At 71.9% G+C, this 12182-nt stretch carries 10 protein-coding genes; 1 reads left to right on the top strand and 9 read right to left on the bottom strand.

Annotation, left to right across the window (positions count from 1 at the left end; translation table 11 throughout):
• Nucleotides 1-151 precede the first annotated feature (151 nt).
• Nucleotides 152-721 carry an O-methyltransferase gene (locus ABD709_RS03700; RefSeq protein ID WP_344772451.1) on the top strand — a complete coding sequence of 190 codons (570 nt, stop codon included), beginning with the start codon at nt 152-154 and terminating at the stop codon, nt 719-721.
• Between the two features lie 236 nt (nt 722-957).
• Here ABD709_RS03700 and ABD709_RS03705 read toward each other — a convergent pair whose 3' ends face one another.
• From ABD709_RS03705 to ABD709_RS03745, 9 genes are read right to left on the bottom strand one after another with little or no spacing between them, the layout of a single operon-like run.
• Nucleotides 958-1767 carry an FHA domain-containing protein gene (locus tag ABD709_RS03705; RefSeq protein WP_344772452.1) on the bottom strand — a complete coding sequence of 270 codons (810 nt, stop codon included), beginning with the start codon at nt 1765-1767 and terminating at the stop codon, nt 958-960.
• Nucleotides 1764-3047, bottom strand: a complete 1284-nt coding sequence (locus ABD709_RS03710; RefSeq protein WP_344772453.1) for a vWA domain-containing protein — start codon at nt 3045-3047, stop codon at nt 1764-1766. The genes ABD709_RS03705 and ABD709_RS03710 overlap by 4 nt, the downstream gene beginning before the upstream one ends.
• Before the next feature lie 5 nt (nt 3048-3052).
• On the bottom strand, nt 3053-4216 hold the full coding sequence (locus tag ABD709_RS03715) for a PP2C family protein-serine/threonine phosphatase (RefSeq protein WP_344772454.1): 1164 nt from the start codon (nt 4214-4216) through the stop codon (nt 3053-3055).
• Nucleotides 4213-6618, bottom strand: coding sequence for a serine/threonine-protein kinase (locus tag ABD709_RS03720; protein WP_344772455.1), 2406 nt, complete (start codon nt 6616-6618; stop codon nt 4213-4215). Before ABD709_RS03720 ends, ABD709_RS03715 begins: the two co-directional genes overlap by 4 nt.
• Nucleotides 6615-7730, bottom strand: a complete 1116-nt coding sequence (locus ABD709_RS03725; protein WP_344772456.1) for a hypothetical protein — start codon at nt 7728-7730, stop codon at nt 6615-6617. The genes ABD709_RS03720 and ABD709_RS03725 overlap by 4 nt, the downstream gene beginning before the upstream one ends.
• A gap of 7 nt (nt 7731-7737) precedes the next feature.
• Complete coding sequence (locus tag ABD709_RS03730; protein WP_344772457.1) at nt 7738-8730, bottom strand: glutamate ABC transporter substrate-binding protein; 993 nt, start codon at nt 8728-8730, stop codon at nt 7738-7740.
• Nucleotides 8727-10022, bottom strand: a complete 1296-nt coding sequence (locus ABD709_RS03735; protein ID WP_344772458.1) for a hypothetical protein — start codon at nt 10020-10022, stop codon at nt 8727-8729. The genes ABD709_RS03730 and ABD709_RS03735 overlap by 4 nt, the downstream gene beginning before the upstream one ends.
• The gene (locus tag ABD709_RS03740) at nt 10019-11662 is read right to left on the bottom strand and encodes an AAA family ATPase (RefSeq protein ID WP_344772459.1); all 1644 of its coding nucleotides are present in this window, start codon (nt 11660-11662) and stop codon (nt 10019-10021) included. Before ABD709_RS03740 ends, ABD709_RS03735 begins: the two co-directional genes overlap by 4 nt.
• Nucleotides 11659-12177, bottom strand: coding sequence for a hypothetical protein (locus tag ABD709_RS03745; protein ID WP_344772460.1), 519 nt, complete (start codon nt 12175-12177; stop codon nt 11659-11661). The genes ABD709_RS03740 and ABD709_RS03745 overlap by 4 nt, the downstream gene beginning before the upstream one ends.
• Between the last annotated feature and the right edge of the window lie 5 nt (nt 12178-12182).

Raw genomic sequence — 12182 nt, forward strand, 5'->3', positions numbered from 1 at the left:
GCGGCGTTCGATGGATACTGCGAGAGCAGCGAACGTCCGCATGGTCCGACCAGCGTACGGCGTGCCGCGTCCGGCGCACGGGATTTCACGCAGGTGTTCGGATCCCGAGACCGGGGTCCCACCGAGGGAGACGCCGGGAAAGACTCAGACGGTGAGCGCGCGCCCCGACCTGCCCCCGATCGTCGAGCGCGCCTTCGACGTGTCGCGGCGCGCGGGCTATGTGTCCTTCTGCCGCAACGAGACCGGTCGGCTGCTCGCGACGCTCGCGGCGACCCGGACCGGGATCATGGCCGAGTTCGGCACCGGGTGCGGCGTCGGCACGGCCTGGCTGCGATCCGGCCTGCGCAACGGCGACACCCGGATCCTCACCGCCGAGCTCGACCCCAAGCTCGCCCACGCCGCCGCGGAGATCTTCACCGACGACCCGCTCGTCGACGTGCTCGAGGCGGACTGGTCCACGCTGATGGACAAGGGCCCCTACTCGCTGCTCTTCCTCGACTCGGGCGACCCCGAGGCGGTCGCGGTCGACAAGCTCGCCGACCTGCTCGAGCCCGGGGGCGTCGTCGTGCTCGACGACTTCTACCCGTGCGAGATGTGGCCCCCCATCACCGGCGGCCGCGTCGACACCCTCCGCGAGCACTGGCTCACCGATGAGCGGTTCACCGCCGCCGAGGTCATGGTCGCCCCCGACGCCTCCGTGGTCATCGCCACCCGCCGCTGACCTCGTCGAACCCTCAGTTCGAGCACGTCGAACCCTCACTTCGAGCATGTCGAACCTTCAGCTTGAGCAGCTCGAACGGTCGATTCGAGCAGAACGCGCGGTGAGCGCGATGCCCGAAGTGAAGGTTCAACAGGCTCGAAGTGAAGGTTCAACGTGCTCGAAGTGAAGGTTCAACAGGCTCGAGGTGAGGGTTCAAAGGGCTCGAAGTGAGGGTTCGGCAGGCTCGAACTGAGGGTTCAACCTAGTTCGCCGGGGGCGGCGCGGCGGATGACGATGCGGGTCCAGGCGCCGAGGTAGATACGGTCGTCGGGGCCGATCTCGCGCTTCTCCCCCGGCGGGACGGGTTGCTCGGGGAGCGCGGCGCCGGTGGCGCCGACGTAGGTGCCGTTGGACGATCCGAGGTCCTCGACCCACCAGCGGCTGCCGTCGGTGGTCAGCTGGCAGTGCCGGCGGCTGATGCCGCTGTCGGTGCCGAGGTCGATGTCGGGGTGGATGTTCCGGCTCGCCGACGTGCGGCCGACCAGGATCGAGGTCGACCTCAGCGGCACCACGGTCGGTACGCCGGCCGACGGGAGCGGGTCGGTGGAGTCCTGGTCGGCGTACCAGTCGGGATCGATCCAGACCTCGGCGACCCAGGAGTCCTGGAGCGGCGGGGCGATGGAGGCAGGCGGTTCCTGCGCGATGTCGCCGGGCAGGGCCTCGCGCTCGGTCGTCGGCGGGTCGTCGACGCCGGGCGCGGGCGGCGTGCCGAGGTCGAGGGACGACGGCTGGATCGGACGCGGCAGCGAGCCCGTGGTGAAGTCGTAGCCGCACGCCTCGCAGAACAGCGCGTTGGGCGGGTTCGTCGCGTGGCAGTTGGGGCACGCGCTGCTCTCCGGACCGCTGTCCGACGGCGCCGGCGGCGTGTCCGCCGGAGCGGGCGGCTGCGGCACGTCAGGCGTCGCGGGCGGCGTACCTCCGGCCGGGATCGGCAGCCCGCAGACGTCGCAGTAGTCGTCGGCGGTGGAGTTGTGGCCTGCGGGGCAGAGGGGCATGCGGGAGCTCACGCCTCCTTGCGGACGCGGGTCGTCTTGGTCGACGCAGTGTCCAGCGCCATCTCGTCGGCCTTCTCGACCGTCCGCTTGAGCCGGACCGTGCCGTCGGTCTCGCTCTCGACGTCGACCACCTTCTTGAGCTTGGCGGTGGCCTCGTCGTTGCCGGTCTCGGCAGCGAGCTGTACGGCGCGGCCCAGCTTGGTCGTGGCGGTCGCCTCATCGCCGGCGGCCTTGGCCGCGAGGCCCTCCTGGATCATCGCCGCGAGCTCCGCCTGGCCGGTGTAGTGGGCGACCTGCTTGTCGATCTTGGCGGTGAGCTCGGAGTTGTTCGACCACACGGCCTTGACCAGGCCCTGGGTCACGACGTCGTCGCCGAGCGCGAGCTGTACTCGCGCCGCCAGCTGCTCCTGCCCGATCGCCTTCGCGGCGACCCGGATCGCGACGTGGTAGTCGCGCGACTCGTCCGACCACGCCCCGGTCGGGTAGTCACTGGTCAGCGGGTTCACCTGGACCCTGCGGTCGGTCAGGTCCTCCAGCGTGGGCGACACCTGCCGCACGAAGAGCACCTGGGCGCCCTGCGGCGTCCAGAGCCGCAGCTTCGCGTCGGCGACGCCGCGCGCCATCGACTTGCGCATGATCTCCTGGAACTGGGCCCTCATCTGCTCGGGTCCCGGGATGATGTCGACCGTGCCGAGCAGGGCCTGCGAGATCCGGCGGATCTCGGCGACCTGCCAGTCGGTGCCGACGCCGCGGCAGTCGCACTGGAAGTAGCCGGTTGCCCGGTTGATCGCCTCGTCGAGCCGGCCGGGGCGCTCGCGGTTCTCCCCGTCGGTCAGCAGAAGCGCGTGCCGCTGGGTCACCTCGGGCACGGACGCGAACAGCTGGCCGGCGAGATCGAGCCAGGTGCTGATCGCCGTACCGCCGCTGCCGACGAAGCGGTCGATCGCCGCCTGCGCCTGGGCGCGGGTGCCGGCGTCCAGCCGGACCATCCCGGGGCCGCTGGAGACGGTGGGGAAGGCGAGCATCGCGCGGTCCGCGCCGGCGATGACGGCGACGTAGGTGCCGTCGACGATCTCGGCGAGCGCGGCCTGGGCGGCGTCCTTGGCGGCGGCCATGGTGGCCGGTCCCATCGAGCCGGAGGTGTCGACGATGATGATCTCGCCGGCGTTGCCGGAGCCGCTCTGCCCGGCGGTGCCGGCGCCCTCGCAGGAGATGGTGACGATCGCGTTGACGTCGGTCCCCCCGTCGGGGAGGAACTCGTTCTGGTAGACGGCGGCGGTGAACTGGGCCATCGGTCCTAGGCTCCCTCTCCTGGTGCGGGCGGGGTCTCGCTGGCATTCTGCACGACGCCCACGCGAGCCAGCGTGACGGTGATGTTGTCGTGGCCGCCCTGTGCGATGGCGAAGGCGACCAGCGCCAGGGCCAGCTGGTGCGGGTCGGTCGTCCCGGCGGCGCGGATCTGCTGCTGCAGCGCCTCGGGCTCGGACGCGTAGTTCCACAGGCCGTCGGAGCAGACCAGGACCCACCCGTCCTCCGTCACGTCGATCGCGCCGACCCGCGGCGTCGCGTCGTCGGAGTCACGACCGAGCCAGCGGGTGATCGCGTGTGCCTGGGGCGAGCTCTCGGCGACCTCCCGCGGTACGCCGGCCGCCATCTGGGCCTGCGCCATGGAGTCGTCGACCGTCAGCTGTACGCCGGGACCCTCGTCGGGGAGCCAGTAGCCGCGGGAGTCGCCGACGTTGGCGTAGTGCAGCCGGCGGCCTTCGAGCACGGCCGCGACGAATGTCGCCGAGGCCGGGTTGGGCGAGTCGGGGTCGGTCGTCGCGATGACGGCCGCGTTCGCCGCCTTCACCGTGTCCTCGAAGACCTTGGTCACCGCCGCGGCACGACTCTCCGGGGTGGCCATGCCCGCGGGCAACGGCATCCGGAGCATCTCGCGCGCCGCGTGGGCGCCGGCGAGTGAGGCGACGTCGGAGTCGATGGAGTTGGAGACCCCGTCCAGCACGATCAGCACCGCACGCGAACCCGGTTCGGGGGCCGCGAGCACGGCCATCGCGTCCTCGTTGCGGTCGTGGACGATGCCCCGGTCGCAGACGCCGGCCACCCACGGCGCCGGGGTCTCCTCGTAGTGGTCGCGCTCGCTCGGCACCTTGGTGCCGCAGGAGAGGCAGTAGTGGTCGGGCCCGACCTCGCCGCCACAGGTGGGGCACGGACGGCGGCCCTGTGCCGGCGCCGGGTCCGGCAGCGCGTCGGCAGGCCGGCGGGTCGGCGCGCTGATCGGTGCGCTGCCGAGCTGGTCGGCGGGCGATCCGGGCGGCGGCGGCGGAGGTGGCGGCGGGGCGTCCCCGGGGACGACCTGCGCGCCGCAGCCCTCGCAGAACCGGGAGCCGACGGGAACCGGCTGCCCGCACGACGGGCAGGCGACGGTGGCCTGGCCGGCGGCAGGCGGGGTGGCGGTCATGTGAGGCTCCAGTTCCGCACGGCGTTGGCCTGGTTGACCAGGTCGACGCGCTCCTTGAGGTCGTTGGTGTCGCGGGCCAGGCTGCGCAGCGCAGCCTCCATCCCGTCACGGAGCCCCTTCTCGGTGGCCTCGTGCGAGCCGATCCTGCCGTGCTGGTGCTGCGCCGCCCCAGCGGCGGTCACGACGGGGAGCGCCTGGCCGAGGATGCGGACCGTGAACCGCTGACGGGTCGGGTTGTCCAGCTGCGCGCGCTCGATGGTCTGCATGGCCTGGTCGAGCACGGCGAGGTCCTGGCCGCTGCCGGCCAGCAGCACCTCGGCACGCTGCTGACGGCTCTCGACGTACCCGCGGCTCGTCGTCGGCACCAGGTCGAGCGCGGCCACCGCGCCGGTCGTGTCACCGGCTGCTGCCCGCACCCGCGCCATGCCGAAGGCCGCCGGCGCGACGTACGCCGCGTCGGTGGCGGCGCAGGTCTGGTAGAGCCCCTCCGCCACCTCGGGCAGGCCGCCGCGCTCGCAGGCGTAGGCGAGGGCGAGCTTCGGCGCGAGCTCGCCGGGCACCTGTTGGTAGACGGCGTTGAACGACGCCTTGGCGGTCTCCCAGTTCTCGACCTGCACGGCGGCCAGCCCCTGCCCCCAGAGTGCGCGCCACTCCCACGGGTCGGCGGACAACAGCTTCGCCGCGTAGTCGTTCGCCGAGGTCGGGTCGTCCATGTCGAGCGCCGCGTGGATCCGCGCGAGCCAGACCTCGGCGGTGTCCTCGGGCGCCGTCTGCAGCACCTTGAGCCGCTCGGACGGGTTGTCCGCGGGCAGGGTGGACAGCCAGCCGTACTGCGCGTCGGTCGTGTCCGGGCGCAGCGCGGGGAGCTGGTCCCACTCCGAGATCGGGTTCGCCGTCGCGAGCGACTCGAACAGCACCGACGCCGAGGAAGTGTTCGCCGTGCCCTGTCGGGTCCGCGCCACCACCTCGCGCAGCACGCCGAGCATCTGGGTGCGCAGCTCGTCGACCGACGCGAACCGGTCGGCGGGATCCGGCGCGCAGCACTTGGCGACCAGCCAGTAGAGCGAGTCGTACTGCTGGAACAGCGGCGTCTGGTCGACCGGCGGGAGCGTGTAGAGGTAGGTGCCCTGGTAGCCGCGGAACTCCATGCAGAGCACCAGCAGCGTGCGCCCGATCGTGTAGATGTCGGACGCGACGGTCGGCCCGACGTCCGCGACCTCCGGCGCCTGGTAGCCCACGGTGCCGTAGATCGCCGAGTCCTGGTCGTCGACCCGGCGCACGCCGCCGAGGTCGATCAGCTTCATGGCGTCGCCGACCTGGATCATGTTGTCGGGCTTGAAGTCGCAGTAGATCAGGCCGAGGTCGTGCAGGTACTGGAACGCGGGCAGCAGCTCGAGGATGTAGGCCAGCGCCTGGTCGACGGGGAACGGGTCGTAGGCGCCGCCGTTGGCGGACATGCGGTCCTTGAGGATCTGCTTCAGCGACTTGCCGCCGACGTACTCCATGACGATGTAGCCGGCACCCTCGTGCGTCACGAAGTTGTAGATCTCGACGATGGAGGGGTGCTCGACCTGGGCCAGGAACTGCTGCTCGGCGATGGCCGCCGCGAGCGCGTCGGGGTCGCCGGAGTTGAGCAGGCCCTTGAGGACGACCCACCGGTTGGAGACGTTGCGGTCCCGGGCGAGGTAGATCCAGCCGAGGCCGCCGTGGGCGAGCGCGCCCGCGACCTCGTACTGGCCGGCCACCAGGTCGCCCGGCTGCAGCTTCGGCGTGAACGAGAACTCCTGGCCGCACTGGGGGCAGAACCCCTCGCTGCGGCCGGGCTTCCCGTCGATGCTGCGCCCGACCGGGTTGCCGCACTTGGCGCAGTTGCGCTTGTCCTCCGGCACCTGCGGGTTGGCCATGATCGCCTTGGCCGCGTCGATGGGCGGCGCCGGCGGGACGCTGGTCAGGCCGGCGCCGATCCGCGCGGAGCGCATCCGCTGGGAGCCGGTGCGCGTACGGCGGGTCGCGTTGCTGCCCGACCCGGCGCGCTTGGAGCCGATCGCCGCGGACTGCACGCGGCTCGCCGAGGTCGCGACCGACGCCTCGTTGCCCGCCAGCGGCTGGGCCTCCGCTGCCGCGGAGGCGACCGCGACCGCCTCGGCGACCGTGGCGTTCGGGATCGCCGGCGTTCCGCAGACGTCGCAGTAGCCGTCGAGGATGTGCCCCGTGCAGCCGACCTGCTGGCACGGGGTGCCGTTCGCCGCGGGGCTGGTCGTCGCCGACCCGACCGCTGCGGTCGGGATCGCGCTCTTCACCGACGCGACGCCCTCGGCCGCGGCCATGCCGCACTGGTCGCAGTAGCCGTCGACGATCGTCCCGGTGCAGCCGGGTTGGGTGCAGGTGGGACCGGTGCTCATCGGCTTGCACTCTCCTTCTGGAGCCAGGTCTGGTAGGTCGCGATCAGCTGCCGCGCGATCACGACCGGGCACGGGCGCCGGTCGAGCATGGCGCGCGCGGACTTCTCGCTGTCGGCCAGGTCGGGGTGGTCCGCCAGGCCGATCTCGCGCGCCTTCGCGACGTACGCATCGAGCAGCGCGACCAGCTCGGTGTGCTCGTTGAGCGCGTCGGAGTACTTGTGCTGGGCCAGCTCCATCGCCTGCGACACCCGGTCCAGCCGCTCGCGGTAGGGCCCGATCGCGTCCTCGGTGACGGGCACCGGGCCCAGCGCGTCGACCTCGGGTACGGCGTACCGCGGCGCCGGGTCGACGGTCGCGACGCAGGTGGCGGCGAGCTTCTGCAGTGCGGCCGCGCGCTGCTCGAGGTCGGTCCGCAGCTCGCGCGTCGAGAGGATCTGGTCGCGCGCATCGCGTCGCCGGGCGTTGCCGACGATCAGGTCGCGCTCGAAGGTGGTGGCGTCGACCTCGAGCGGAGCCAGCAGGCCGCCGACGTCGGCACCGCGCTCGGCGCGGGCGGAGATCGAGTCCAGCCGCAGCATCATCTCGGCGAGCCGCTGGACCGCCGCGTCGCGCGTGTTCACCGGCTCCAGCCCGACCTGGTCGCGGATCCGCTCGAGCTGTGCGCGCAGCGCGCTGATCCGGCCGGCGGAGGCGAGTGCGTCCGGGGCGAGCTCGAGCCGCGCCTGCAGCTGACCGGTCAGGGCGTCGCAGAGCCGGCATGCCTCGGGCATCGATACCGCGAGCCCGCCGGGCATCTCCGCCGCGCCGTCGAGGCGACCCCAGACCAGCGCCGAGATCCGCTCCCGCTCCTGCTGCAGGACCCGGCCGCCGTCCCAGGTCGCGAAGACCAGCTGGTAGCGGTCCGAGATCGCCTTCCACAGCGCCAGCGCGAGCGCCATGTCCGACCCGATCTCGTTGCCCCGCCCGGCCGACACCGCGGTCTGGTCGACGTTGTCCAGCTCGATGCGCCGGTCCCGGATCCACTCGTCCAGGTCGCCCAGGTAGCGCTGGATCACCGCAGGCTCGAGGGCGTCCCCGAGCTTCCCGGGTGCGGTGGGGGCGGTGGCGGTCATGCCGGCGTCACGACCTGCCGTATGCCGGGGTCGGCTGCGTCGCCGGCACCTTGAGGTAGGGCTCCAGCCACCGGTGGTAGATCCGCTGCCACTCCCCCGTGCGGTCCAGGTCGGCCAGCACCGCGTTGATGAACGCAGCCAGGTCCTTCGCGTCCTTGCTCACCGCGACGCCGTAGGGCTCGCCGTAGGTGCGCTCGGCCTCGGAGAGGTCCGGCTGGTCCGTCGGCACCACCGCGTAGGGGTCCTGGGCGGCGAGTCCGGCCAGCACCGTGTCGTCTCCGGTGATCGCGTCGACCTCGCCCTGCTGGAGCTTGACCAGGCACCCCGTGTGCGTCGCCGCCGGCGTGATGATCGCGTCCGGTTCGTCGTTGCTGATGTTCGTCAGGCTGGTCGAGCCTGCTGGCGCGCAGATCCGGAGACCCGCGAGGTCGGACACAGAGCCGTAGTCCGCGGCCGTGCCCGCATCGCGGAAGAGCATCTTCTGCGTCGCGTGGTAGTACTCGGCCGAGAACGCGACCTGCTCCCAGCGGTCGCAGGTGATCGTCATGTTGCGCACGACCATGTCGACAGTGCCGTCCTGCAGATCGGGAATCCGGTCGGCGGCAGTGATCACCTTGAACTGGATGCGCTCGCCGAGGTTGGCGTCCGGCCCGAAGATGGCCCGCGCCACCGCCTTGGCGATGTCGATGTCGAAGCCCTGGAGCTGCAGCGAACCAGGCGCCTGCGAGCTCATCAGGTAGGTGTCTCCCGAGACGCCGACGACAAGCCTGCCCTGACCGTTGTCGCGGCTCCGGATCTCGTCCAGGGTGGGCCCACCCGACGTGCTCGGCGGGTAGGAAGCGACCGTCGAGGCGTCGTTCTCGCAATCGACGGGCGCTGCGGGGGTCGTGGCCGCCGCCTTGGTCGGGCTCGGGAGGGGGGTCTCCTCCGCGGAGCAACCGGCCAGCAGCAGGACGCCGACCGCGAGCGCGGCGACGACGCCCGATGCCCTGCGCGTCATGCGTACTCCCTCCGCCGGGCGCCGAGACCGCGGGACACGCTCATCGCGGCCACGATCCCGAGGAGGACCGTGAGGACCAGACCGGCGAATGCGAGCGAGCGACCGCTGCGCAGCTGGTCCTGGACATCGTCACCGGCCTTGTCGATGATCGACACCGACGCGGCGTCGAACTTCTGGAAGAGCGCGGTCGCGCCGTCCTTGGTGGAGTCGGTGGCGATGGCGACGGCCTGCCTGTGGAAGTCGGTCTCCTCGAGATCCATCATCTTCTTGTGCACCCGGGTGTAGGCCTCCCAGTCCGAGAGCGAGTCGGGGTCGGCCTTGGCCTCGACGACCTTGGCGTCATCGGCCCACGGACCCTCGTACTTGTCACCGGACCCGCGGTTGATCAGCCGCAGGCTCTCGTTGGCCTTGGCGTCGTTGGCAGCGGTGCGCGCGGCGGACTGGTCGATCGCATTCGCCAGCTGGTCGCCGCGCAGGCTGTCGTTCTGGTTGTCCCCCCGCCATGCCGCGATCCCGCTCACGACGGTGACCAGCAGCACGATCACCGCCGCCACGGCCAGGCCGACGTTGACCCGGCGGCGGAAGAGCTGCGCGAGCCGGCGATTGAGCCACCAAAGCCCGACGAGCGCCAGGATCCCGACGAGCGCCAGCCAGATCGGGTGCTGGCCCGCCATGGACCCCTGGGCGCGGTCGGAGTTGGCCGTCGTCAGGTTGTCGAGGATCGGCAGGGCGTTGGCGTGAAGTGACGCGCTCGCCTCGCTCAGGTACTCGGCACCGACCGGCTTCTGCTCCTCGTTGTAGGCGCGGGCGAGGGCGACGCCGGTCGCGTAGTCGTTGACGTCGACGGCGAGCGCCGCGAGCGCCTTCTGGTCCGCCGGCTGCGCCTTGGCGGCGGCCGCGATCTCGGTGAGGACCGTGTCGAGCGCGTCGGTGTAGTCGGCGGACTGCTCGGCGTTGATCTTTCCGGGCTCGAGGAACGCGTTGGTGGCGAGGGCGTCGGCGTGCAGCAGCGACGACTGGATCTCCTGGACCCTGATCAGCTGCTCGGTGTCGCCGGCGGCGTTGCCGTCGGCCTGCCAGCCGAAGAACTGGAGCATCGCGCTCAGCAGGCCGAAGACGATCGCGATCGCCATGCCGGCCAGCTGCAGCCGGTTGAGCAGCGTGGGCGTGTCCTCCACCGCGTGGCCGGCAGGTACGCCGCTCGGCGCCGGGTACTGCACGACGCTCTGCTGGGCCGGGGCGGGAGCCGCCGGCGGTGGCGCCGGCGCCGCGGCCGCAGTTCCTTGGGTCACGACTCCTCCAACGCTTCGGGCTTGTCTTCAGTTGCAGGCGGGGGTCCTGGCTCTACCGGCTCGGACCCGGGGTCCCCGATGTCCACGGGCTGGGCGGGCTCGGGGTTGTCAGGAGGGACCAACGTTCCGTCCGCGGCGACGGCGGGCTCGTCCTCCTCCTTCTGCTCGACCAGGTCCTCCGGCTCGAGGGTGCGCAGCTGGTCCAGCGTCGGGTCGGTGACGTCCCGGAGCCGCCAGGCATGCTGGCCGATGGCTGCTTCCAGCATGTTGCGGACGTAGCGGGCGTTGCCGAACGACGACCCGCGCTCGACGTTCTTGAGCAGCTCGCGCAGCCGGGCCACCACGTCGTCGCCGGCGTCGTAGTCGGCCTTGGCCGCCATGCCCGAGAAGATCTCGACCAGCTCGTCGTCGCTGTAGTCGGCGAAGTCGATGGTCGTGCGGAACCGGCTCTCGAGGCCCGGGTTCTCGGAGATGAAGATCGCCATCGGCAGGGGGTAGCCGGCGACGATCACGACGAGGTCGTCGCGGTGGTCCTCCATCTCCTTGACCAGGGTGTCGATGGCCTCCTTGCCGTACTGGTCGCCGGAGAGCGAGTAGGCCTCGTCGATGAAGAGCACGCCGCCCTCGGCGGACTTCACGAGGTCGGCGGTCTTCTGCGCCGTCTGGCCGAGGTAGCCGGCGACCAGCTCGGAGCGGTCGCACTCCACGAGCTGGCCCTTGCTGAGCAGCCCGAGCGCGCGGTAGATGCCGGCCACCAGCCGGGCGACCGTCGTCTTGCCGGTGCCGGGGTTGCCGTTGAAGACCATGTGCCGCGTCAGCGTGGGGCTCTCCAGCCCCGCCTTCTTCCTCAGCCCCTCGACCCGCAGCACCGCCGCCTGCCGGTGGATCTCGTCCTTGACGTCCTTGAGCCCGGTCAGCCCGTCGAGCTCGGCCAGCAGCTCCTCGACGGTCTTGACGGGTTCAGCCGGCTTCTCCGGCTCGGCAGGCTTGTCGGGCTCGGCGGCCTTGGTTTCGAGGCTCGGCGCCGGGGCGCCTCGCTCCTCAACCGGTGGCGACCCCGGTGGTTGAGGTGCGAGGTCGCCCTGCAACCGAGGCTCGAAACCACCGGGACTGTTGCCGCCCATCGCCTCGAGCTGGCGGCGTACCTGCTCCCCCATCGCGCGGACCTGGTCGAGCATCTCGTCGCCGATGCCGGGGGCCGGCTGGCGCGGTACGGGTGTGCTGCCGACCGGGACCGTGGGAGCGGGCGCCATCGGGGCGCCGGCCTGCGCAGCGAGGATCGTGGCGGCGGCGCCGCGGGCGTCCGGGCCCGGCTCGCCGAGGGACTGCGCGGTGACGGCGACGTCGGTCAGAGCCGCGGCGTAGTCGCCGGCGTGGTCGGACTTCTCGAGCAGCAGCTGGTTCATCAGCGGCGTGGGTCCGGCGCGAAAGCGGTTTCCCTGCTTGGCCGCGGCGAAGAAGGCCTCGGCTGCGGAGCCGGTCCGCCCGGTCTGCTCGCCCCAGGGGACGAAGGCGCCCTTGGACCGCTCGGCGACGGTCGCGGCGAGCGCCTCGCCCTCGGCGGTCGCGGCCGCGTCGTCGAGACCGGCGTCGCGGGCGGCCCTCGCCAGGCCGTCGAGGGCCTCGCGCAGCGTGCTCATGTCGGTGCTCCCAGGTTCAGGTCCTGCCCGCCGTCGGCCGAGTGGCCGAACTTCGCGTCGAGGAACTTGCCGTGCGCGATCAGCGCTTGTGCGTCGGAGCGGTTCGCCGCGTCGAGGATCTTGTCCATCGTCACGCCGAGCAGCTCCAGCTGCTCGATGAGCACCATGAGCGCGGTCTTCCGGCCGTCGATCGGACGGGTGTCGGCCCAGTCGCGCGGCAGCCGGAGGTAGCCGCCGACGGCCTCGGGCAGGTAGTCGGTCGCGGTCGCCACGACGGAGTAGCCCTCCTGGCTGCCGAGCCCGAGCTCGTCGAGCCGCGGCAGTGTCTGCGCGATGCTGCGCGCGATCCGCACCACCCGGGAGGTCACCACCGGCGGCGCGTTCCCCTCACGCAGCATCGCGTTGACCCGGTTGAGCGCGGCGAGGACGTCCTTGTCCGTCGGCGCCGGCGGAGCGACGTACTGCTGTTCCTGCTCCTTCTCGCCGCGGGACCGCCACCACGACTTCAGCCCCACCCGGC

Source organism: Nocardioides panacisoli (assembly GCF_039537325.1).
GTDB classification, from domain to species: domain Bacteria; phylum Actinomycetota; class Actinomycetes; order Propionibacteriales; family Nocardioidaceae; genus Nocardioides; species Nocardioides panacisoli.

Coding starts and splice junctions, on each gene's coding strand:
- ABD709_RS03710 (WP_344772453.1), bottom strand. CDS start 3,047: ATGGCCCAGTTCACCGCCGCCGTCTACCAGAACGAGTTCCTCCCCGAC.
- ABD709_RS03740 (WP_344772459.1), bottom strand. CDS start 11,662: ATGAGCACGCTGCGCGAGGCCCTCGACGGCCTGGCGAGGGCCGCCCGC.
- ABD709_RS03725 (WP_344772456.1), bottom strand. CDS start 7,730: ATGACCGCCACCGCCCCCACCGCACCCGGGAAGCTCGGGGACGCCCTC.
- ABD709_RS03715 (WP_344772454.1), bottom strand. CDS start 4,216: ATGACCGCCACCCCGCCTGCCGCCGGCCAGGCCACCGTCGCCTGCCCG.
- ABD709_RS03720 (WP_344772455.1), bottom strand. CDS start 6,618: ATGAGCACCGGTCCCACCTGCACCCAACCCGGCTGCACCGGGACGATC.
- ABD709_RS03730 (WP_344772457.1), bottom strand. CDS start 8,730: ATGACGCGCAGGGCATCGGGCGTCGTCGCCGCGCTCGCGGTCGGCGTC.